The sequence below is a fragment of the Pseudarthrobacter sp. NPDC058196 genome (genome assembly GCF_042882685.1).
Taxonomy (GTDB): domain Bacteria; phylum Actinomycetota; class Actinomycetes; order Actinomycetales; family Micrococcaceae; genus Arthrobacter.
In genome coordinates, this window is sequence record NZ_JBHVVN010000002.1 from 265,043 (window position 1) to 286,861 (window position 21,819).

The following is a 21,819-nucleotide window of genomic DNA, read 5'->3' on the forward strand; positions in this document are numbered from 1 at the left end:
CACACGCTGGGCAGGCGGCTCAGTCCCTGACCATTACGCTCGCGGACGACTCATAAAGCCCATGCAAAAGGAACCCTTGACGTACCCCCGGCCTGCCCTCCTAGTGAAGTCATCAACCCGCCCTGACAGGGGCATAACCTAAGGCACGCGAAATTCCGGCAGCTGCAATTTGTACCACCGGGTGTGCCACACGAGGCGTCTTGCCGTCATTGGGCAAGAGGACGGACAGTGCGGCGACGACAGATCCTTCCGCGTCTCTTATGGGAGCGCTCACGGCCGAGACTCCCTCAGCGATCCAGCCATCGATCTGAACGAAGCCTTTGCGGCGAATGTCGGCGAGAATTGCCGGAAACCCTTTGGTATCAGTTGGTGTGAGAGACGTATATCGTTTCGGTGCTTCCGCCAAAAGCCCCTGTTGCACATCGAGCGGCGAAAAGGCCGCTATAACCAAGCCTGGAGCAGAGATAATCGCGGGCAACCGCTCCGCGACTTTCAGGATATTGACTACTGCTCCTTCGCTAGCGGAGAGGCGCTCTAGAAATAGGACGTCCTTGCCTTCAAGCACGCCCAGCTGTGTGTGCTGCTGCATAGCCCTTTGTATATCTTCCATATAGGGAAGGGCGGTGTTGCGGAGGTTCACTGTTTTTGAGCCTCGAGAAGCCAGTTCCCAAAGGCGGACGCCGGTCTGGACTCCACTTGAGGTCTTGTCCAAGATGCCCAGTTTCACCATCTCATTCACCATCCGGTACGTGCTGGCAACGGGGAGGTTGGTCCGTCGAGCTATCTCGGCGGGGGACAGCGTGGAGTGTTCGCTATTGAACACTGCCAAAATTTTCATCGCCCTGCTCAGCCCGGATTCGCCCGGGGTTGGTTTCTTCACGGCCCTATGGTCCCACATGCCTGGCGCCGATCAGGAACCCAGTTGTGGTCTGCAGTTCCAGTGGGCCATGGGCGGGCCGCCAATGATGTGCGGGTTGCTGGGCACGCGTTCGATGTGATTCCAGTCATAACTGTATTCTCGCTCAGCGAGAAGGGTACTTCGTATGTCTCTGTTTCTTCCGGCATGCTGGCTTTAGCTTCAACAATTACTTACCGGCGCGAAGCGTCCCGATGAAGGGGCAAGCAATCCGCCCATATTCATGTAGAAAGACTGTGGAAACAATGACGTTTAAAGCACTCAAAAGGGTGGCAGCACTGGCAGCTGCTTTAGCCGTGTTGGCCGGACTCACAGGCTGCGGGTCAGCGTCGGCACCCGCCGGATCAAGCGGCACAGCCGTGGAGAAATCGACCATAACGGTCGGCACGCAAGCCTTCGCTGAACTGGCACCCTTGCACATCGCTATCAAGCAAGGATTTTTCAAGGATGAAGGTCTGGAAGTCAAGCTGACAGACTCCACCGGAGGTGGAGCCGGCCTAATCACTGGCCTGGTGTCAGGAAACACTGACATCGTCTACAGCAACTACGTTTCACTCATCCAGGGGGCAGCAAAGGGACTTCCTCTGCGTGTCATTCGCGAGAACGACCGCCCCGGAGCCCAAGCCCTCTATGTCAGGTCCGACAGCGGTATCACGAAGCCATCCGATCTCGCCGGTAAAACGATTGCGATCAATGGGTTCGGTAACATCATGGAGCTGACCACTCGCGCTGTTCTGGGCTCGCACGGTGTGAACCAGGACCAACTGAAGTTCGTCGAGATAGCACCGCCACAGATGGAAGCAGCTCTCGAACTGAAGCAGGTGGACGCCGCGTGGCTTGTCGAGCCGTTTGTAACCACAACAACCTCCAAAGGCCAGGTCAAGTCAGTCGTCAGCGCTTTTGAGGGGCCAACCGAGAACCTTCCGGTTGCTGGTTGGTCCGTGACGGATCAGTTTGCCAAGGCAAACCCGAAGACAACGGCAGCGTTTGTCCGTGCCATGGACAAAGCGATGGCCATCGCCGTCAAAGACCAAGCCGCGGTCGTGGATGCCATTACCTCCTACACGAAGATTCCCAAGGAAGTAGCGGACAAGATGAAGCCCATTGCGTTTGCCGAAGAATCCGACCTTTCCACCCTTTCCAAGGTCCAAGACCTCATGATCGAGCGAGGCATCATCAACAAGCCCATCAACATGGAGCAATTCGTTATCAAAGTAGACACCGGCGCCAAAAACTGACCGCAGACAGCGGCCGCGGGTCTCCCGAAACGTTGGACAGGCCCCACGAAAATCTCCGCAGCATCCCGTCCTACGACGGGAGCCATCAAAGGACAAAACATGACACAACTGGCAACCGGGGATGGAAGTAGCAGCCCCAGCCTTCACCCGGTTGGGAGCCTTCCTCCTGACCGTGGCCGACTTCGCAAGCAGCCGAAGAGGCAATACGGTCGGGGCTCGCGCGGTATTGCCGGCATTATTGGGCTCTTGGTGGTGTGGGAGTTCGTGCCGCGCGCGGGCATTGTTGACCCACGGTTTTTGCCTCCGGCGAGTGAGGTGATCGCCACGCTTATCGCGGACTTCGGTCTCGCAACATTCTGGCTTGCCGTCGGGGATACCATGTTGGCCTGGGCGGTAGGACTGCTGACGGCGGCCGCACTTGCTGTAGTGCTCGGTTTCAGTATTGGCTCATCAATGTTCTTGCGGAAGCTAACCCATTTCACCGTAGAATTCCTGCGCCCAATCCCGTCAGTGGCATTGATTCCGCTGGCAGTGCTGCTGTTTGGAGTGAGGGTTGAATCGACATTGCTGCTAGTGGTTTATGCCTCTTTCTGGCAGGTCTTCATCCAAGTTCTCTACGGCGTGGCCGATGTGGACAATGTCGCGATGCAGACCGCTAAGTCCTACGGGCTCGGCACCATGGCACGGATCCGGCACGTGGTGTTCCCGACCACACTCCCGTACCTGATGACCGGTGCCCGTCTGGCTGCCTCCGTGGCCCTCATTCTGGCGATTACCGCCGAGCTGGTAATCGGCGCTCCGGGTTTGGGCCGCGAGATAGCGCTGGCGCAATCGGGAGGCTCGATCTCGGGCATGTACTCCCTCGTTCTTGCCACGGGATTGATCGGGGTGGCGATAAACCTGGCCATGAGGTTCATCGAACGCAAGGCGTTGTCATGGCACTCCTCAATCCGTTCCGAGGTGATCGCATGACCATCCTGAAATCTCTTGGGTATGCGTTGACGCTGCCTGCCCTACTCTTGATCATTTGGTGGGCCTCAACGCTGGGCGAAACAAACTTCTTCTTCCCGACGCCGGCCCTCCTGGCTGAGGCGTTTACTGCGACTTGGTTCGGGGAGCGGATTCTTTCAGACGTGCTGCCCAGTATCGGCCGGCTAATCGTCGGCGTTGCCTCTGCACTGACTATCGGCATCGTGCTGGGTCTGCTGATTGGGTCGTTTAGATGGTTGCGGGATCTCACGGAACCCGCACTCGAGTTCTTCCGGGCTATTCCGCCGCCCGTCCTCGTACCGGTGCTGATGCTGGTGATGGGCATCACAGATTCCATGAAGATCGTGGTGATCATTTCCGGTTGCGTCTGGCCGGTGCTGCTGAACACGATCGAAGGCGTCCGAGCAGTCGATGGAGTGCTCTCTGACTCGTCGCGCACTTATGGCATTCAGGGCTGGGCGCGGGTGAAGTATCTGGTTCTTCCCTCGGCCGGCCCTCAGATCATGGCCGGTATCCGCCAATGCCTGTCCGTCGGTTTGATCCTCATGGTCATTTCCGAAATGTTCGCATCATCGTCCGGACTTGGTTTCACCATTGTGCAGTTCCAGCGGTCCTTCGCGATCCCCGAAATGTGGTCCGGCATTGTCCTCCTGGGCCTTATCGGTGTCGCTTTGTCATTCATCTTCCAGTGGACCGAGCGGCGTGTGCTGCGCTGGTACCACGGCCTGCGAGAGGTAGAAAATGCAGTCTGAAACAACACCAATGACCAACCTTGCCCCGGCTGGCGGCATCGTGCCAGCCAAAGAAGCCATGCTCTCGGTCCGCAACCTCAAGAAGGTGTACAAGACGGACGGCGGCGACATCGAGGCCGTGCGGAATCTGACATTCGACCTCAAGGCCGGGGAGCTTGCCTGCCTGGTGGGCCCGTCAGGCTCCGGCAAGACCACCCTGCTCAAATGCATCTCCGGGCTGATGGCACCAACTGAAGGCGAAGTGCTCCTGGATGGCACCCGCGTCACCGGGCCACCGAAGAAGATGGCAGTTGTCTTCCAGGAATACGGCCGGTCCCTCTTCCCGTGGATGCGGGTACGCGAGAACGTGGAACTGCCGCTGAAAAACCAGGGCATGCCCCGGGCCGAGCGGGACAAGCTTGTTGACGACGCACTGGAGGCCGTGGGTCTGTCCCATGTGCCGCAGTCCTACCCTTGGCAGCTCTCCGGCGGCATGCAGCAACGTGTGGCAATCGCCCGCGCCGTAGCCTACCAACCCGAAGTGCTTCTGATGGACGAGCCCTTCGCCGCCGTGGACGCGCAGACCCGTGCCGATCTGGAAGATTTGATCCGCGCCGTCTGGCGCAAACTCGGCGTGACTGTCCTGTTCGTCACGCACGATATCGACGAGTCCGTCTACCTGGGCGAACGCGTAATCATCCTCTCCTCCTCGCCGACCGTTATCCAGGAGGACCTCACCATAGATCTCCCGGAGGAACGTGACCAACTCAACACCCGCTCGCTTCCCCGTTTCACTGAGCTCCGCCATCATGTATACGAACAGATCCAGCTAGCCAAACAAGGACACCGGCCTGGGGGCGCCAAATAAACTAGTCGTAGTCACCGTACGATCCCCAACCCTGCGGATGAGAGAGTTTTTGAACTTTTCATTGGCGAGGTCCAGGAGCCGAACCGAGCCGGAATCTTGTGATTGTCCAAAGATCTTTTGAGTTAGGCTTCTTCGCAAACATCAAGCCTGTGTCGACAGCACTGCCTGAGGGCTCGGGTTCGACCATATAGGCATGGGCTCCGGACTTAGGACCACCAGGAGTCCAACAGGGACCGAGCCGACGCTGGACGTTTCCGTCGATGCGTTGCTCCGAGCCGTCGTTGTTCTTGGTCTCGAGGATGGCGTGTATGGCCTCCAGCGAGGCGTAGTCCGCGGCGCCTGTGCCCTTTATCCACGCGATCGACGCTGCGTTGGGGACATGACATGTTGTTGTAGTCCTTGAGCGAGGGGGCGACGTGGCCGCGGAACTGCGCCACGTCAAGTACAAGCTGGTGGTGGCGATAGATTGATCGCCGGGAGGGTCAGAAGTCAGGGAGGGTAAGAAAGATTGTCCGGTTTGCATTCCTCTCGGCGGCCAGAAGCGGCTCGGTTAGCCCTTTGAATGCGCTGAAGTAGCCCTCAAGTGCACGCATCCAATGCCCCGAAGCGCCTCGTCGGGGCGAGGACTTGCCATCTGAACTGCGAGAACACCGAAAAGGAAGATGGGCCGGGTTACGTGGCTTGCCAGCGTAGTTGGCGAAATTGACAATGCAGATTTGTGGTCAGGGCAGCGTGGGCCGCGCGGGGGTGCATCAGCTGAGTTGACAGCCATCTTGGCGAGAAGCGGGATTTACGGCGGAAATTCGGCCCCCTTTCGCCTGGGTGTGGCAGAGCAGTTGGGTGCTTCGGCCACGATGACTGCCTCGAGGAACCGCAGCGTGATTGGAGCTGACGGGCCGCTGCCCTTGCCGGTCGGGAACACGTCGGAGACAAGAGGAAATTGTCGGTGCGGTCATTAAGGGACGCCGATCACCACATCGACGAGTTCGTCGATGAGTTTCCATGCCTGAGTAGGGGCGCCGAGCCACACGAGGTCCGGTCGAAGGTGGGCGTAGAGGCGGGCTTGTTCGACGGCGGTGCCAGGTCCTGATCTCGCGTTCGGGGGGCCAGTGTATGGTGAAATAGTCGGCGATGGTTTTGAGGATGCGGACTCGGGAGGTATAGCGGTCGATGCCGAGGTGGGACTTGATGAAGTCCGTTTTCGGCAGGGGTGGCCATGTCACATGTTGCGACTGGGTTGGACGTCGGAGAATAAGTGGGAGCTCCGCCCGCGGGCAACGTCCTCCGATGTCGGGAGGCTCTGACGTCCGTTTCGGGTGTACGCGAACCGGACGGGCACCGCTCCCATCTACACGATTGGGTCTTCTAACGCATAGACCACCGGAGCGCAGAGGCGCTTGCTCAAGGCGACCGCCGTGGCGTTTTCAGGCTTGTATCTCTTAAGTACCCCTGTTGACGTGGGGTGGTCGTCGTTTACGGTGGCCTTGGGAGGGGCCGGGGTGGTTCCGGTTTTCGGCTGGGCGTCATGGCCCGTGAAAGAGATCGTCGCCCCCGGCCTGTCTTCCAAGCAGACCCGATTGAGGGAATTGGTGGCCGGAGGAGAACGGTGCGCAGCACCGGGTTTCATCCGGGCGGGCACCGAATGACTCACAAGCGCGGGAACTGTATCCGACGCTTCCTCAGCAGTCGCGGGCGTGTGAGGGAGGTCGCCGCCGGCGCTCAGAACAGTGCATGACGGTTCTCCCCACGGATGGGGAAGCCCGGTCTGGTGACTCGGCTGGTGGACCGGCAAAGACGGGTTTTCCCACCGCACGTATTTGATGCGAGGAGGAGAACCATCATGCAAAATCAGGATAAACCCGGCGGAGTCGTGCGCGCAGTGGCGGGTATCGACGCGGCCATCACGGCACGCCACCATATCGCGGTGCGGGAGTTTTTCGACGACGGAACAGAACACCTAAGCCGTTTCACGGTCGACCCGACACTGGCCGGGTTGGAGAGACTCTCTGCGCGGCTGGCCGCAGTTCCGGCACCTGTGACAGCGGTCGTGGAACCGACCTCGATGACCTGGCTGGCGCTGGCCCTCGCGGTCGAACGGGCCGGCGGCCAGATGGAAATGATCGGTGCCCGCCACTCCGCACGGCTGCGCGGAGCCATCATGGGCAAGAATAAATCCGATGTCATAGACTCCGAAGTCCTCACCCATGCCGGGGAGATCTTCGACCCTCCACCCCTGGTCCTGGCATCTCCGGGACAGCTGGCGTTGCGGCGGGCCGTGGTCCGCCGGGCCGGCGCCGTGGTCGACGGGAACCGGTATTGGCGGCGGCTGCTGTCGCTGGCGAGGTGGGCGTTTCCCGATGTGTGGACCGCGTTCGCCGGATCCGAATCCACGGCCCTCGCCGTGCTGGGCCGCTGGCCCCACCTCCGTTCCCTGGCATCGGCCCGCGCTGCGACCCTGACGGCTGTGGTCGCCGAGCACACTCGCGATGTCGCCGACACACCCGCCCGCGCGACGGCGATCAAGACCGCAGCCCGGGGATGGGCGGATTTCTGGGACGGTCACCTGGACCTGGACGCGCTGGCCGTCGACGTCACCGAACACCTCACGGACCTGCAGGAATCCAGGGCAAGGGTGGAGCGCTTCACTTCCCACGCACGTCAGTGGTGGGAGCAGCTCTACGGCGATGACCCCCTGATCCTGTCCCTGCCAGGTGTTGGCCCGGCAACCGGTCCCTGCATCCGCGCCTACTTCGGCGACGGATCAGGGTTCGATAGCGCCAAGAAGGCAGCCAACTATGTCGGCATCACTCCTTCGAACTGGTCCTCCGGGACGATGAACCAGTCCCGCCGGGCCATCAGCAAGGAAGGACCTGCACCCCTGCGCCTGGCTTTCTACCAGGCCGGCAGCGTCGCCCGGACCATGGATCCCCAGCTGGCCGCGTTCTATCACCGGCTCATGACCGAACACGGCCATTGCCACACACAGGCCACGATCGCTGTCGCCAGGAAACTGGCCGAAAGAACCTGGAAAACCCTCAGCACCGGGCAAATGTATGAGCTGCGGGACCTCGAGGGACAGCCAGTCTCCAAACGGGCCGCGAAAGAACTCATCGCCTCCCATTACACCGTCACACCCAAGCAACGCAGCCAGTCGCGGTCCCACACGATCGAAGCGAAACGGGCCCGCCTGACACGGTAAGTATTGATCACCACCACCCCGTTTCTGAGGCCGCTGGCGATCTTCCGCCCCACCAGCCCGGGGGTGCAAACCAGCGACCCAACGACCCGGTCCCGTCCCGATGGACGCACTTCCCGTCACCGCGGAGCTCAGGTGACGGTGCACTCACCCTGCCTGCCGTCCAGAGCTAAAAAAACTGTTGACAAGCGTTAGGGAATCTTGTCACGGTTCGTGGTGAACGTTCTGTCGTGAGGGATGTTCATGCCGCTGTTCTGGCGGCACTGCGCAATAGGATACGCGTTTGTAGTTGCGTGCGTTGGTGAATCCCCGGCCTGTGCTCTTTATGTGCTTGATCGCAGTGTTGTTGGCCTCGACTTTCGCGGTTGTTGCACCGGTGACGATGAGGACTTCGATCTTTTCCACCATCGACAGACCGTGCGCCAGAACCGGTTCGTCTCCGACTGCGCGGCTCGCTCGCCCAAGAACCTGCAGCCGGTCTTTCGCTGCGGCCGCGTCGGCAAGAGAACCGGTGGTGAGCAGGGCACGGAGCTGTTCTTTGACCAGCCAGGCGGCCTGCAGTTTCCCGGTGGCATCGTCGGTCTTGAACACGTTGCGGAGCCTGTCCCGTGCCCGGTCCGAGAGGGTCACCGGCGCGCAAGAGTAGTCGCCGATTGGCCCAGACCGGATCAATGGAACGCCCCCGCCAGCCATGGACCTGCTGGGTGAGGCGCTGTCGGACTTCGGTGAGCATGTCGCTACCGAGTTTGACCAGGTGATACGCGTCGACTGAAACAGCGGTGTGTCGATGGCAACGACCTGCTCGCCCAAGCGCCATTGAAGCGGGCGGGCGAACAGCCAGTCCCTTACACCCTCGCTGTCGCGGCCGTCCACGATTCCCAGGACCTGTCCGGTGTCCAGGTCGACGATGGTGGTCATCCATGGTTCATGGCGTTTCCAGGCCTTGGTGGCCGGGTCGCGGAAGAACCGCACGGACCGGTAGCGGTGTTCATCGCGATGCCGAGCATCCGCGGTGCCAGGGCGTCGACATCCGGTAGCGTCAGCGCCGCGGAATCCAAAGCCCGCTGGACCAGCCACCAGGAGACACCGAACGAGGTGGCGGCCCCGGCGGCGGCTCTTCCCGATCCGATGACGGTGGCCACCAAGGCCTCCCGGAGCCGGCGGGGGGGACCGCGCCCAGCGTGGGACCTCGGCGGTCTCCTCGGTGAATGTCTGGCGCGGGCACAAGTACTCATCGCAGAAGAACCTCCGCTTGGCCCACACCACTTCGACTGGCCCGGCGACAGGGATGTCACGCAGACGTTGTGACCGGCGGGAATGAACGCGGGTGCTGATCACCCCGCACGAAGGGCAGCCGGCCTCGGCGGTGGCCGCAACATGAATCCGACGCTGCCCGAAGGCAAGGACGTCAGTATCGGTGACGTGGTAGTAGGGCAAGTTGAAAATCGCGGTGCCAGCATCGGGGCATGGGAAAGTAGGCTCGATCAAGGCTCGTAGCTCCTGACTTGATGAATGCGTAGAGAACATCCATCACAGCAGGGCTACGAGCCCGTCAGCTTTCAAGACACGGAACCTGTTTCACCATCAACCACGAATAACCCGTTTGCATAAGTGCGGCAGCCGACAGATTCCGGCACGACGGCAGTAGCGTTGAGCCGAGCACGAACGCCGGAAGGCCTAGCGGGCCAGACCCAGCACAATTGTGCCCTGACTCGCGATGGGGAGTCAGGGCACAGCTTGGGGGTGGTTCGCCTGCGGTGGTGGGCGCTGCGGTGCGGGCTGCCGCTGTTTCCTGGGGATAGCTAGGTTACTTCCCGGTTACCGCTTTGGACCGGGGTTAAGATTTGGAGCTGGGTCGACCAGGTATATGGCTAAGGATTGACTTGGTGAAGCCGCCGTCAACGCAGATGTCCTGCCCGGTGACGTAGCCTGCCAGGGGGCTTATAAGGAACTCGATCACGTTGGCAATGTCCATGGGCTCTCCAATTCTTGCCAAGGGGATGATGTTTTCCCTTGCCTTTTTGATTTGGGGATCTGCGTACATTTTTTCGGTCATCCGCGTGTGGGTCATGCCCGGGGAGACGACGTTGACGCGGATTCCTTCGGGTGCCCATTCCAGCGCGAGTGTTTGGGCCAGCATCGTCAGCGCTGCTTTGCTGGGGCTGTAGGCACCCGATCCAGCGTGTGGTATCTGACCAGACATGGAAGAGGTGAAGCAGGCGGAACCGCGGCTCTGCCTCAAATGTGGGTGGCTTGCTTTCGCGAGAAGCCACGCGCCGCGAAGGTTCACGGAGAACATCTCGTCCCAGTCTTCAAGGGACACGTCGCAGATGGCGCCTGGGTTTGCGATCCCGGCGTTTGCTACGAGTGCGTCCAACCCGCCAAATTCGGCTACCGCGGCTTCTACCAATTTGCCTGGCACCTCTGGGTCACCAAGGTGGCCCGCCAATGCGATAGCGGTACCGCCCATTGACTGGATGGAACGAACGACTTGTTCCTGGTTGCCGTTCGAATCGTGTCCTGCCACTGCGATCATCGGGTGTACGCCACGGGCCAGAGCGGCCTCTGCGATTCTCAGGCAGGTCGCTGCTCCTATGCCGCTACTTCCGCCACTAACCAAAGCTCTCATCGCACATACTCCTTTATCCGTGGTTCACATGCGAAAAATTTCGGATGCAGTGATCTTAAGAACCGGGACCTACCCAGTTCATGGCATCGACCGATTCGCGATGTGAACTATTTACAACTTTTTTCTGGTCTTCGGCTATCACGTCGTGACCCCACCAATTTGGCTAGTTCGCCAGTTTCCAGCCCTGATCTTTGAGATCCTGCATCGCCTTCTTGAACTCCTGCAAAGGATTCTCTTCGCGAATGATCTCAAGAACTACGTTGTTGACCCCGCACGTTTCCTGGACCGCCTTGCCCAGGCCGCTCCAGTCGATCACTCCGGTGCCGATCGGATCGTGGCCCCAGGTGTCAGTGCCCGTGTCAGAAATGTGTACCAGTCCAATTGATTCATGATGGGAGAGCAAACTGGCCACTGGATCTTCTCCGATGTAGGCAGCGTTGGCGACGTCGTACACGATTTTGACTGAGTCGTCGTTGATTGTGTTTACGACCCCTGCCAGGTCCTGGATGGTGGGGGTGAAGCAATAGGGAGTGTTTTCGAAGAGCAGACGGGTGCCGGCCTGTTTAGCCAGCGGGATGAGATTTTCCAGGCTTTCGTACATCCACCCGTAAACGTTTTCAAGTGACGGTGAAATCATGGGACGTCTTGTGCCCGGGGATATGACCACTTCGGAGACGTCCCAGGCTTCGGCAAGGTCGATCACCTGTTTGATGTGCTCGACACTCTTGCGGCGCATGTTTGCGCCGGGGCTTGCCAGGTTGATGTCATAGCCGCCGGCATTCAGCGACCTGATTTTCGCGCCGTACCCATTGAGCCGCGCAGAAATTGCCGAGCGCTCCGGGCCGGATAGTTCATCGGGCCAGCAGTGCGGGGAGCTGATCGGAACCTCAAAAGTCGCATACCCGTTGTCGACCAATTCAGCAATCGCATCAATTGCGCTGGATGACCATAGATAGGAAAACGTGTTAATGATCATTTGGTTTTGGTTCATTTGGAAACATCCTCTCGGTTCTGCGCCAGTGTAGAAATTGCGTCCTATGCTTGACGCCATAAATGCCGTTCCTGCTTGGAGGACCGCTTCCGAGCCGGGCGGCTCGACGAGACCCGGGCCGGATACGCCCCTTCTTGCCCGGTCCATGGTTCCCTGCGGAGAAGTGTGCCTACCGGGAGCGCGTCGTTTCGTCGGCGGCCTGCGGAGCACCCAGGAGCAGGCGTTCGCCTTCGAGTACCTCAGGATCGACGGGAGCTACGGTTGCCCGGGTGGCGCGGCTGCCGGTCTCGGGCAGGGTGAAGTAGACGATGAGGCTGAGGGCGACGATGGCGATCATGTAGACGGCAACGAGCATTGGCTGTCCGGCGCCGACGAATGCAGCGGCGATCAGCGGTGCGGTGCCACCGAAAACGGCAATCACGATTTGGTGCGCAAAGCCGATGCCCGATACCCGTACCGAAGCTGGGAACAGCTCGGCCTGGATGGTCGGATATACCGACTGCCAGATACCGAGAACAACCCACCCGGAGGCCGACACCAGAACATAGACGCCGAAGCCCGGCTGATTCAGCAGCAGGAGCATGGGGTAGAAGAGCACGATCATGCCGATGGCGCCGATGATGGGGAAGATTTTGCGCCGGCCGAGTCGGTCGGAAAGGTATCCACAGACCGGCACGATGATCACGAGTAAGGCCAGCCCGATGACGCTGCCGGCCAGGGTGGAGGACAGGTCCCGGCCGGTGGTCAGCTTGGCGTAGGTGGGAAGGAAGGTGGCCCAAGTGTAGTAGGCCACGGCCGGTGCGGAGAGTGCTGCCGCCTGCAGCAGGGCCTTCGGGTGTTCGCGAAGCAAATCCATCAGCCGGGCCGCGGATGACTTTTGATCGACGAGGGCCTCTGCCTCAAATTCAGGGGTCTCTTCTGCCCGTGCCCGCAGGATGAGACCGACGATGCCGAGGATGCCTCCTATAACGAACGGGATGCGCCAGCCCCAGGCGGCGAGATCGGCCGGAGCAAAGGCTGAGGTCACCATCGCGGCAGCCCCGGTGGCTGCGAGGGTGGCGAGGCCGCTGGCCATGTTGGTGAATGAGCCGAACAGGCCCCTCCGGTTCGCAGGAGCGTGTTCAACCATGAACGCGATGGCGCTCTGCCCCTCACTGCCGGCGGAGATGCCCTGGATGATGCGGGCAACCAGGAAGAGAACCGGGGCAGCATAACCGATGGTCGCAAATGAGGGCGTGAGGCCGATGATGAGCGAGCCGAGCGCCATCCCGGAGACGGACAGCGTCAAGATGAGCCTTCGGCCGAAGCGATCGGCCAGTGGAGAGATGATGATGCCGCTGAGCGGGCGTACAACGAACCCGACGGCGTAGGTGAGCAGAGCTGCGATAAGGGAGGCAAAAGGGGAATCGCTGGGGAATATCTGGGATGAGAACACAGCTGCCAGGAGCCCGTAGATGTACCAGTCGTACCACTCCACGAAGTGGCCGATCGTGCCTGCAACGATGTTGTGGCGGCTTCGGTCGGGCGCCTTGATCTGATCCGGGCCCGGGGTGCTGAGGGCATCTTGTGAGGTCTTCATTGAGCTCTCCATATGTTTTTCACGTTTGTCGCGGAGGGAAAGATAAGTTGTCCCGACACCTCGGCGTGCGGGTCGCGTCCGACTGTAAGTCGACTCGCGGGGCAATCACTGCCCAGCAGCCGGGGCAACGCCGGGCGCTTGCCTGGCACTTCGGTAATGAGATCGGTTGCTGAGATCGGTTGCAATCAACGATACGAGCGAAATGTGATCCTTGTCAACATCCCGTGGGGCCGCGGAAGGGGCTGATCACAGGCCTTCGCTTCCGGGGGAGGGCACCACATGGCCCCGTGGACCGTCGTGTGCAAGCTGACGCCGCCCGAGACCAGCCCGCATCAATTGACCGGAAGGGGCGCCTCATTGTTGAAGTCCTGGAATTCCACGCCGGACCAGGCGCACTCGAGGCTGCCGTATATGGACCAGTACTCGTCCCAGTGGGCAAGTTTCCACTGGTCCCGCTCCAGTCCGCGCAGCGTGAGCCGTGTGCGTAATACATCCTGGGGTACCCGGACCCGTACCACGGTGATGGCGGGCGAGGGCCACTGGAAGTCCTTTGCTGCACGGGTTAAGTAGTCCGGGTCCCCGAAATAGGCTCCGAAGGGAGCATCGAGGACGACTGACCTGCCGAGGCGCAGGTTGATCCCGGCCACGTCCATGAGTGTCTCGTACTCGAGGGGCAGCAAATTGGCGCGGTAGTAGTCGTTGGACTCGCGGTCAGTGGGATCATGCCCAGTGGCGGTCAGCGCGAATTCGACGAAGCGGCCGCTGACCCGGTCCTTGTCCAGATACGCAGCTTCATGCCGTTGTGCTGTTTGCTGCGCAATCGTTGTTTTCCCTGAGCCTGCCGGTCCAATAACTATGAAGACGCGGGGAGACATTATTTACGGGCCTCTGCCACAGCTGACAGGAACTCCCTGGCGGCCTCGGTGACACGCGAGAAGTCGCCATCGGGTTGCCATGCCTTGGTCACGTAGCTGCCCACGCCGACACCTGCCACGCCTGCCGCAAACCATTCGCCCACGTTGTCCAGCGTCACGCCACCTGCCGGCATGATCGGCAGATGTGCGAGCGGGGCGAGGAGTGATTTGGCGTAGGGGATGCCGCCGGCTTCGGTGGGGAAGAGCTTGAGGATGTCGGCGCCTGCTTCGGCGGAGTTAACGAGCTCGGTGGGTGTGTAAGCGCCGCTGATGGTCGGCACCTGGTACCGGTTCGCGGTACGGATCATCGCGGGGTTCAGCTGAGGACTGACCAGGAACTGGGCGCCGGCCCGGATGCATTCATACGCTGAGTGCTCGTCCAGCACCGTCCCGGCGCCGATGGCCACGCCGGCGGACCCGTGTTTGTCGGCGAGCCGACGGATCACGTCGACAGCGCCGGGGATCGAGAGCGTGATTTCGAGCGCCCGGAACCCTCCTTCGATGGCAGCCTCCGCGACGCGCTCGGCAACCTCCGCGTTCTCCAGTCGCACGATGAGGACGGCCCCGGATTCGTCAATGGTCTGCAGGGTGCGAAGTTTCTTATACATGCTGGCCTTTCTCTGGCCGGGAATCCCTACCTTTCGGAAGGGGCCCCGACCTTGGTTGCTGTTTGGTTCCGTTGACAAACTCTCCCACCATCCATACTGTTATTGCAACCGATCTCAGCAACCGATCTCATACAAGGGGGTATTGCGGTTGAACAACGTACGCACAATCATTCTGGGTGCTTCCCATTGGCATGTTCCGCTTTGTGCGCCGGCCATAGCCGAAGAGCACGAGGTGATCGGCGTCGGTGACGACGACGTATCCCGGGTGCAGGTGCAGAATCTGGCCAAAATATGGGGTGCACCGGTTGAGGCCGACTGGCAGAAACTGGTGGATCTCCCCGACGTCGGACTCGCATACGTTTTTGGTCCCCATGACGGCATGGCCGGAAAGTGTCTTGCCCTGATTGAGCGTGGCATTCCGTTCGTCGTGGAAAAGCCATTGGGCACTTCCCTTAGCGAGCTTTCCACCGTGCGGCAGGCCGCCGAGGCAGCGGGCGTGCCCGCCACTGTCCCACTAGTCCAGCGCGGCGGACCCACGGAGAAATGGCTGGCCAAGGCGGGCCGGCCCACATACCAACGAAGCACCTTCATCGCCGGGCCACCATCCCGGTATCTCGACAATGCCAATCCCTGGATGCTCGATCCCGTCAAGGCGGGCGGGGGTTGCCTGGCAAACCTGGCACCGCATTTTGTCGATCTGTTCCTCCAGGGCAGCAAGGAGTCAGCGGCACATGTGGACTCCCGGCTCTCATCGGTTCTTCACAACCAGGCCGTTGAGGATCATGCCAGCCTCATCATCACGACACCGGAAGGACGCGAAGCCATTGTGGAGGTTGGCTACGCATTCCCCGGCTCCCCGCTTAAGCGCTATTGCAGCTTCACCTCGGTCGGCGAGGCAGGATTCGCCACCGTTGATTCGGACGGCACAGCTACGTTCACGGCAGCGAACGGAACCACGGAGGTCGACAAGATCAATGTGGACAGTGACCCTCTTTATGACCCGTTCGTGCGGAGCGTCGCCCGGACGCTGGAAGATGGATTCCGGGGCCTGACTACGCTGGCCCAGCTCGAAGACGTCATGCGCCCCATTTGGCGGGCCTATGACGACCAGCACGGAGGAAAAGAACATGCCTGACTTGAGTATCGATGTCGTCGCGAAAGCTGCCGGCGTCCACCGGTCCACCGTTTCCCGGGCATTTTCACGCCCGGAAGCGGTGAAGAGCGAAACTCGGGAGCACATCCTCCGGGTCGCCGAGGGACTCGGCTACACGATGAGTCCACTTGCCCAGGCTCTGCGCCGAAAGACCAGCACCTTTGTCCCGCTGATTGTCCCTGACATCACGAATCCGTTCTTCGCTGAACTTGCCAAGACGATGACTCAGGCAGCTGACGAGCGGGGCTACCAGCTGCTGCTCTGCGTCACCAACGGGGACCCGGCCAAAACCGACGGATACTTCACTGCCATGCAGGCCATGTATGCTCCCTTCGGGATCGTCGCCCCATCCACAAAGGTCGATACCGAGGCTTTGAAGAGTTTCGACTTCGGTCACAAGGTTGTGGTGATCGACCGGGTGGAGGGGGACGATTCGGTCCCGACCGTCACCGTCGACAGCCGCCGCGGGATCATGCTGGCCTTGGATCACCTGCATTCTTTGGGGCACACCTCAATCGGTTACGTTTCCGGCATCGCCGGAACCCACACCGCCCAGGACCGGATGGACGCGTATCTGGAGCTGTCCGCCGAGAGCGGTGGCACACCTGTCGTGCTGGACAGCGGGTCGGATCTGGATGCGGGCACGCGGGGTGCGGAGCACTTCCTCGAGATGGACAATCCGCCGACGGCGATCATTGCAGCCAATGACATGGTGGCCTTTGCGGTCATATCGGCACTCGGCCGAGGCGGAGTGCGGGTACCGGAGGACGTGTCGGTCATCGGCTTCGACGGCCTGGCACTGGGGGCCCGCTTCAACCCGGCCTTGACGACCATCCGGCAGCCCATCGCCGACATGGGGCACATTGCCATCGAATTGGCTGAGAAGCAGAACGCAGACGGCTCCGTGGACCACATCGTCCTCGAACCTGAACTTTTGGTCCGCGGCTCCACCTCTGGACCTCGTAAATGAGCGGGGGACAGGAGCCGATGCTCCGGCGTTTGCCGGGGCTCCGGCACACGGACCACGTCGGCCTGACGGTGCCAAACCTTGAAGAGGGCATCCGGTTCTTCGTTGAAGTTCTGGGAGCTGAAGTGCTGTACCGCTCCGAACGCGGCCCTGACGAAAACTTCATGCCCACAAACTTCGAAGTCCCGGCCGATGCCAAGCTCACGCTCGCCATGTTGCGCCTGCCACCGAACCTCAACATCGAGCTTTTCGAGTGGAGCAGTGCTGAGCGGCGCGATACGCCACCGCGGCACTGCGACGCCGGCGGGCACCACCTGTGCTTCGTCGTCGAAGACGTGGATGAAGCGATCGCCGTGCTGCAGGACATCCCTGGGGTGCGGGTGCTCGGTGAGCGCAAGGAAGTCGCCGGCGACAGCCCCCGGGTAGCCGGCAACCGGTGGACCTACTTCGTCACCCCCTGGGGATTGCTGATGGAAATCGTGGATCGATCCCGCGTTGCAGCCCCGCCCCGGTTGGTCGGTCCTGCGGACTGGACAGCCGCTCCAAACACTTCAGAAAGGACATGAACAATGCGGCTAGCGGGTCACACACTAGGCACCCCGGACCACACGGTTCCCCAAGCACTTGATCTCTTCCGGGCCGCTGGGCTCGACGCCGCCGAAGTCATTTACCAGAATGACTACAAGTCAGGATTGCCGTTAGGTGACCGTCGCGCCGCGAGGGAGGCACTGAAAGCAGCCGAAAGCGCAGGCGTACCCATCGTGGGTTTGACGCCGTACACCACCGCCATCAACTCCCTGGACGACGCGGAATGGCGCACAGCAGTCGATGAATTCCGTGGCGCCATAGACACCGCGCACCTGCTCGGCGCTAACCGGGTCCGGGTCTACGCCGGATCCTGGCACCCTGGGGACAACGACCACGCAGCGCATTGGGCAAAACTGCGTGAAGCACTGGAAACTCTCGCCCCTGTTGCGGACCAGGCCGGGGTTCGTCTCTGCGTGGAAAACCACTTCGGCACCATGACCCAGACCGCGGCGGACACCGCTGCCCTGGTCCGCGAGATAGCCCACCCCGCCGTCCGTGTTCTCTACGACCAGGCAAACCTGACATTCACCCACGACGAAAAGTACGAACAGGCCCTCGCTGTTCAAGGTGACCTGATCGGTCACGTCCACGTCAAGGACCTCGTCTTCACCGACCCCGACGCGGCCTTCCGCGCCACGGAAACAGCCCGAGTCAACGCATCCGAGCGGGCCGTCCGCTCCCGCATCGTCGGAAGCGGCGTCGTTCCCTGGCCCCAAATCCTGGCCGGGTTGCTGAAGCATGGCTACGACGACGTACTGAGCATCGAGCTCGAGTACCGCTGGCACCCGCAAGACCTCCCTGCGCCCGAGAACGGATTCCGGGAATCCGCCGCCGTCCTGCGCTCAATGCTCTCTGATCTGGCTGAAGTGAGGAACGCCTGATGAACACCACCCGTCTCCGCGTCGGAGTTGTCGGCGCAGGCAACATCGCCACCATCGCCCAATTACCCACCCTTGTACAACGCGATGACGTTGAGTTGGCCGCCCTGGTGTCCCGGCGTGAGGATCCAAGCAGCCTGGTCCGGCGCTGGGGGTTCAACACCGCCTACAAAACGGTGGAGGACATGCTTGATTCCCAGGAGCTGGATGCAGTCTTCGTGCTGACGCCACGCTCCGAGCACGCCCACGCCGTCCAGCTGTGCCTGAACCGAGACGTCGATGTGTTCTGCGAAAAGCCGCTGGCTCCAGCAACTGATGAAGCAGAGCACCTCGCAGACCTCGCCGACGACCGTGGCCGGATCCTGATGGTGGACTTCAACCGCCGTTACGCGCCCGTCTATACGGCCGGCCGGGAAGTATTCGGCGCCAAAGGGGCCACCTTCTGCGTCGCCCAGAAAAACCGTCCTGGATCGGAATACCGTGCGACGTTCGAGAACGCCATTCACATGGTCGATCTCCTCCGCTGGTACTGCGGCGGTGAACCAGTAGACGTCGCCGCCCACGCCGCCGGTGACGACCCGTGGGAAGAAGACGGCGTCGCAGCAACTATCCGCTTCAGCACAGGGAACACCGGCGTTCTGATGGCAGCCCGTACGGCAGGAGCGTGGAACGAAAAACTGGACGCCTACGGCGACGGAAAGACCGTCGAAGTCAGGGCACCGGAGACGGTTTCGACCACCGTCAAGGGTGTCACCACATCACGTGAACTCAGCGCCGAAGCGTATGGCTGGGCGACGGCGACAGACACTCTGGGGTTTTCGGCCGCCGTTCATCACTTCCTAGACCGGGTTAGTGACAGGGCGCAGCCACTTACCTCAGGCCGGGAAGCGGTCCACACCCAACGCTTGCTCGACCGGATCCTCGCGGCCTCCGGTTTGCCCACAGAAGAGCAAGCCGGCCGGGAATGGGCCAGCCACGCAGTAAACGAAAGCTAACAACAACCGGGCCCACCCATTCTCCACGGCACTCGCCGCCCCTTGAGCACTGTGGAACCGTTACTTGAACAAACCTGCTGAAAAGAGGGAGGTGCAGACATAGCTCTACTTCGCCTCCGTCAGGGTCGACGAGAAATCGGGGGAGTGGGGAGACAACCCTTACGCGGCCGGCTCACCGCGCTAGCCGGCATCCTGCTGGTCGCCTTCAGCGCCAGAGAAGCCGTTTCAGCGGTGTCCCCACTCCTTGGTCCAATCAGCGCGGATCTTCCCCTCGATGCGGTGACAACCGGGATCCTGGGGATGCTTCCGACCGCGGGCTTCGCGATGATGGGCTTCCTGGCTCTGCCGCTCCTCCGGCGAATCCAACTGGAACACCTACTATTGGTTTCGATCCTGCTGACAACACTTGGTCAGGTCGGCCGCGCACTGGGATGGAACATCCCGGCATTTCTGATGTTCACCTGGGTCGCCATGCTCGGAATCGGGCTGGTCAATGTCGTGATTCCGCCTCTGCTGGTGAAGTACTTTCCGGACAAAACCGGCATCCTCGCAGCGCTCCACGTAACTCTCCTGGGCGTCAGCACGGCAGTGGCTGCCCAATCTGCCATACCCTTTGCACATCTTCATGGCTGGCGGTTCTCCATCGGCATATGGGCGGCCTTCAGTGCAGTCGCAGCGATACCTTGGCTGCTTGTTCTCGCAGGCAAACGGACTGCGGCCCGCTCCAGGACATCACCAGCCAGCAACCGGCCTCCCACTACAAACGCGGTCAAACCCTGGAGATCCTCGATCGGCTGGGGCGTGGCACTGATCTTCGCCGGTTGCTCCAGCAATACATTTGCGGCTCTCACATGGCTTCCGGCTGTTCTGATCGACAGAGGAATGAGTCAGGAAACCGCCGGATCCATGCTGGCGCTCTATTCAATCCTCGCCCTGCCTGTTGCCTTAGTTGTGCCTCTGGTCGTGGTGAGAATGCCTCGCCCGCTACCCGTCGCCATCCTGTTTGTCGTCGCATTCGCCATCGGATATGCGGGCATCATCTGGGCTCCACCGGCCTCTGCAGTGATCTGGGTCATCATCGCAGGACTTGGCCAAGGCGTGTACTCCTTCGCGTTCACGATGATCAACAAGCGAACACGAACGCAATCCGGTTCAGGGGCCCTCTCCGGGTTCGCCCAGGGAGTCGGCTACGCCCTGGCAAGTGTTGGCCCGTTCCTTTTTGGCCTGCTGCATCATCCAGGGGACGGCTGGGTGCCCTCGTTCGGCATGCTCGTAGCCTGGCTCCTGGTGCTTTCGGCAGGAGCGGTGATGGTCAACAAGCCGCGCTTGCTCGAGGACGCCTTCCCCGTTGGGACAGCAAGGCCCTGAAGAACCAAGAAGCTGATGCAGAGCCCGGCTCCAGCGGAGCACATAACCGCAACTGATCTCGAAGGAGAGTCTCATGATCACCTGGTTTACCGCCGGCCTGACCTCCGGTGTAGCCACATGACCGGGACGGCAGCTGCCCCGCGCGTCGCCGTCGTCGGAGCGGCCGGATGGGCCGGAACCCGGCACGCACGGGCATTCGCCGCGGCAGGTGCCAAGGTCAGCGTCCTTGTGGAGAAGGACGGTCGCGGCGTCGCCCTCGCCCAGGATCTGGGCGCACAGTTGGTGCCCAGTACCGCGGAACTCAACCCCGAGGACCTGGACCTTGTAGTCGTTGCGTTGCCAACCACCATGCAGCCGGTCATATGCGCAGATCTGCTGAACAGGGGATTTCATGTGCTGACTGAAAAGCCGGTGTCCGCAGATGCCGAAGGAGCTGCCGTCCTGGCTGCCGCTTCCGGGGTGAACGAGAGACTCATGGTCGGGTATACGCTCCACCACCATCCCGCCGCCGCGCTGGTCGCCCAATGGATCAGGAACAAGGACGTGATCGCTGTGTCTGTTCGTTCCGTGGCCCATAAACAGAACCTCAATTCATGGCGCGCTGACCCGAAGGAGGGCGGCGTCGCTGTAGTGAATGGCATTCACGCCATCGAGCTGGTCTCGTCCTGGTTCGACGGCGCCCCGAAAGTCCTGGCCAGCAGCGCCAGCAGCGGTCTGTATGGGTCGCCGGTGCCGGAGCATATCGTTTCCACCCTCGAGTTTGCTGAGGGCGTCGTACTCACCTTGCAGAGCTACTGGTCACCCTGGCGGGAGCCTGAAGGTCTCAATCAGGGCGATTGGAGCCTCACCATCGATGTCCTGGCAAGTGAAGGCCGGATGTTGTGGTCGAACGATTCGCTTCACATCTGGGAGCGTAAAGGAGGCCAGTACGAAAAGACGTTCGAGCCTTCCGACCTTTTCCTTCGCCAGGCAGAGACGGCGCTGAATTTCTGCGCAGGTGGAATTCCTGCGGTCGCCTTCGCCCAAGCGCTCCGCGCTACAGAAATCGCAGATACAGTCCTGGCAGCGGTGCCGTCCGCGCCGGGGACATCGTCTCCCCGTAGCATCTCCAAAACCTTGAACACCACACCAACCGTCGACTGAACGACACAACGAAGGAACTAGACATGAAGCCAGCAACTTACGCTCCGACCGCAGGAGAACCGCGGTG

Annotated in this window: 20 protein-coding genes and 1 pseudogene; 12 read left to right on the forward strand and 9 right to left on the reverse strand. The window is 61.1% G+C overall.

Features of this window, described 5'->3' with window-relative positions; genetic code table 11:
• Positions 1-112 precede the first annotated feature (112 nt).
• A complete protein-coding gene (locus tag ACFVVC_RS03960; RefSeq protein ID WP_387449469.1) occupies positions 113-880 on the reverse strand; it encodes an IclR family transcriptional regulator in 768 nt (255 codons plus the stop codon).
• 281 nt (positions 881-1,161) lie between these two features.
• Here ACFVVC_RS03960 and ACFVVC_RS03965 point away from each other — a divergent pair, with 281 nt between their 5' ends.
• The 5 genes from ACFVVC_RS03965 (at position 1,162) to ACFVVC_RS03985 (ending at position 7,942) form a co-directional block, all read left to right on the forward strand.
• Entirely contained in the window at positions 1,162-2,154 is a 993-nt protein-coding gene (locus ACFVVC_RS03965) for an ABC transporter substrate-binding protein (protein WP_387449471.1), read from the forward strand.
• 99 nt (positions 2,155-2,253) lie between these two features.
• The gene (locus ACFVVC_RS03970) at positions 2,254-3,126 is read left to right on the forward strand and encodes an ABC transporter permease (protein WP_387449473.1); all 873 of its coding nucleotides are present in this window, start codon (positions 2,254-2,256) and stop codon (positions 3,124-3,126) included.
• Positions 3,123-3,896, forward strand: coding sequence for an ABC transporter permease (locus tag ACFVVC_RS03975; protein ID WP_387449475.1), 774 nt, complete (start codon positions 3,123-3,125; stop codon positions 3,894-3,896). The genes ACFVVC_RS03970 and ACFVVC_RS03975 overlap by 4 nt, the downstream gene beginning before the upstream one ends.
• Before the next feature lie 10 nt (positions 3,897-3,906).
• A complete protein-coding gene (locus ACFVVC_RS03980; protein ID WP_387449477.1) occupies positions 3,907-4,743 on the forward strand; it encodes an ABC transporter ATP-binding protein in 837 nt (278 codons plus the stop codon).
• A 1,840-nt stretch (positions 4,744-6,583) separates the two neighbouring features.
• Positions 6,584-7,942, forward strand: a complete 1,359-nt coding sequence (locus tag ACFVVC_RS03985; RefSeq protein WP_387449479.1) for an IS110 family transposase — start codon at positions 6,584-6,586, stop codon at positions 7,940-7,942.
• Between the two features lie 201 nt (positions 7,943-8,143).
• On the opposite strand, the gene ACFVVC_RS03990 is transcribed toward ACFVVC_RS03985, so the two are convergent.
• The 8 genes and pseudogenes from ACFVVC_RS03990 to ACFVVC_RS04025 form a co-directional block, all read right to left on the reverse strand.
• On the reverse strand, positions 8,144-8,857 hold the full coding sequence (locus tag ACFVVC_RS03990; protein ID WP_387449846.1) for a transposase: 714 nt from the start codon (positions 8,855-8,857) through the stop codon (positions 8,144-8,146).
• A complete protein-coding gene (locus ACFVVC_RS03995; RefSeq protein ID WP_387449874.1) occupies positions 8,854-9,081 on the reverse strand; it encodes a hypothetical protein in 228 nt (75 codons plus the stop codon). The genes ACFVVC_RS03990 and ACFVVC_RS03995 overlap by 4 nt, the downstream gene beginning before the upstream one ends.
• A 148-nt stretch (positions 9,082-9,229) precedes the next feature.
• Positions 9,230-9,466, reverse strand: a pseudogene (locus ACFVVC_RS04000) (hypothetical protein); the annotation flags it as partial.
• 310 nt (positions 9,467-9,776) lie between these two features.
• Positions 9,777-10,568 (reverse strand): SDR family NAD(P)-dependent oxidoreductase, encoded by a 792-nt coding sequence (locus ACFVVC_RS04005; protein WP_387449481.1) that lies wholly within the window; start codon positions 10,566-10,568, stop codon positions 9,777-9,779.
• A 163-nt stretch (positions 10,569-10,731) separates the two neighbouring features.
• Complete coding sequence (locus ACFVVC_RS04010; protein ID WP_387449483.1) at positions 10,732-11,559, reverse strand: sugar phosphate isomerase/epimerase family protein; 828 nt, start codon at positions 11,557-11,559, stop codon at positions 10,732-10,734.
• A gap of 169 nt (positions 11,560-11,728) precedes the next feature.
• A complete protein-coding gene (locus ACFVVC_RS04015; RefSeq protein ID WP_387449485.1) occupies positions 11,729-13,138 on the reverse strand; it encodes an MFS transporter in 1,410 nt (469 codons plus the stop codon).
• Between the two features lie 332 nt (positions 13,139-13,470).
• Complete coding sequence (locus tag ACFVVC_RS04020; protein WP_387449487.1) at positions 13,471-14,013, reverse strand: AAA family ATPase; 543 nt, start codon at positions 14,011-14,013, stop codon at positions 13,471-13,473.
• Positions 14,013-14,660: a bifunctional 4-hydroxy-2-oxoglutarate aldolase/2-dehydro-3-deoxy-phosphogluconate aldolase gene (locus ACFVVC_RS04025; RefSeq protein ID WP_387449489.1), complete on the reverse strand. Its 648-nt coding sequence runs from the start codon at positions 14,658-14,660 to the stop codon at positions 14,013-14,015. The genes ACFVVC_RS04020 and ACFVVC_RS04025 overlap by 1 nt, the downstream gene beginning before the upstream one ends.
• Positions 14,661-14,802: 142 nt before the next feature.
• Here ACFVVC_RS04025 and ACFVVC_RS04030 point away from each other — a divergent pair, with 142 nt between their 5' ends.
• The 7 genes from ACFVVC_RS04030 to ACFVVC_RS04060 all read left to right on the forward strand — a co-directional run bounded on the left by ACFVVC_RS04030 (position 14,803) and on the right by ACFVVC_RS04060 (position 21,752).
• Positions 14,803-15,795 carry a Gfo/Idh/MocA family protein gene (locus ACFVVC_RS04030; RefSeq protein WP_387449491.1) on the forward strand — a complete coding sequence of 331 codons (993 nt, stop codon included), beginning with the start codon at positions 14,803-14,805 and terminating at the stop codon, positions 15,793-15,795.
• Complete coding sequence (locus ACFVVC_RS04035) at positions 15,788-16,783, forward strand: LacI family DNA-binding transcriptional regulator (RefSeq protein ID WP_387449493.1); 996 nt, start codon at positions 15,788-15,790, stop codon at positions 16,781-16,783. The genes ACFVVC_RS04030 and ACFVVC_RS04035 overlap by 8 nt, the downstream gene beginning before the upstream one ends.
• Positions 16,780-17,346, forward strand: a complete 567-nt coding sequence (locus ACFVVC_RS04040) for a VOC family protein (RefSeq protein WP_387449495.1) — start codon at positions 16,780-16,782, stop codon at positions 17,344-17,346. The genes ACFVVC_RS04035 and ACFVVC_RS04040 overlap by 4 nt, the downstream gene beginning before the upstream one ends.
• 3 nt (positions 17,347-17,349) lie before the next feature.
• Positions 17,350-18,249: a sugar phosphate isomerase/epimerase family protein gene (locus tag ACFVVC_RS04045; RefSeq protein WP_387449497.1), complete on the forward strand. Its 900-nt coding sequence runs from the start codon at positions 17,350-17,352 to the stop codon at positions 18,247-18,249.
• A complete protein-coding gene (locus tag ACFVVC_RS04050; protein ID WP_387449499.1) occupies positions 18,249-19,241 on the forward strand; it encodes a Gfo/Idh/MocA family protein in 993 nt (330 codons plus the stop codon). The genes ACFVVC_RS04045 and ACFVVC_RS04050 overlap by 1 nt, the downstream gene beginning before the upstream one ends.
• Before the next feature lie 144 nt (positions 19,242-19,385).
• Positions 19,386-20,609 (forward strand): CynX/NimT family MFS transporter, encoded by a 1,224-nt coding sequence (locus ACFVVC_RS04055; protein WP_387449501.1) that lies wholly within the window; start codon positions 19,386-19,388, stop codon positions 20,607-20,609.
• A 117-nt stretch (positions 20,610-20,726) separates the two neighbouring features.
• The gene (locus ACFVVC_RS04060) at positions 20,727-21,752 is read left to right on the forward strand and encodes a Gfo/Idh/MocA family protein (RefSeq protein ID WP_387449848.1); all 1,026 of its coding nucleotides are present in this window, start codon (positions 20,727-20,729) and stop codon (positions 21,750-21,752) included.
• The last annotated feature ends 67 nt before the right edge of the window (positions 21,753-21,819 follow it).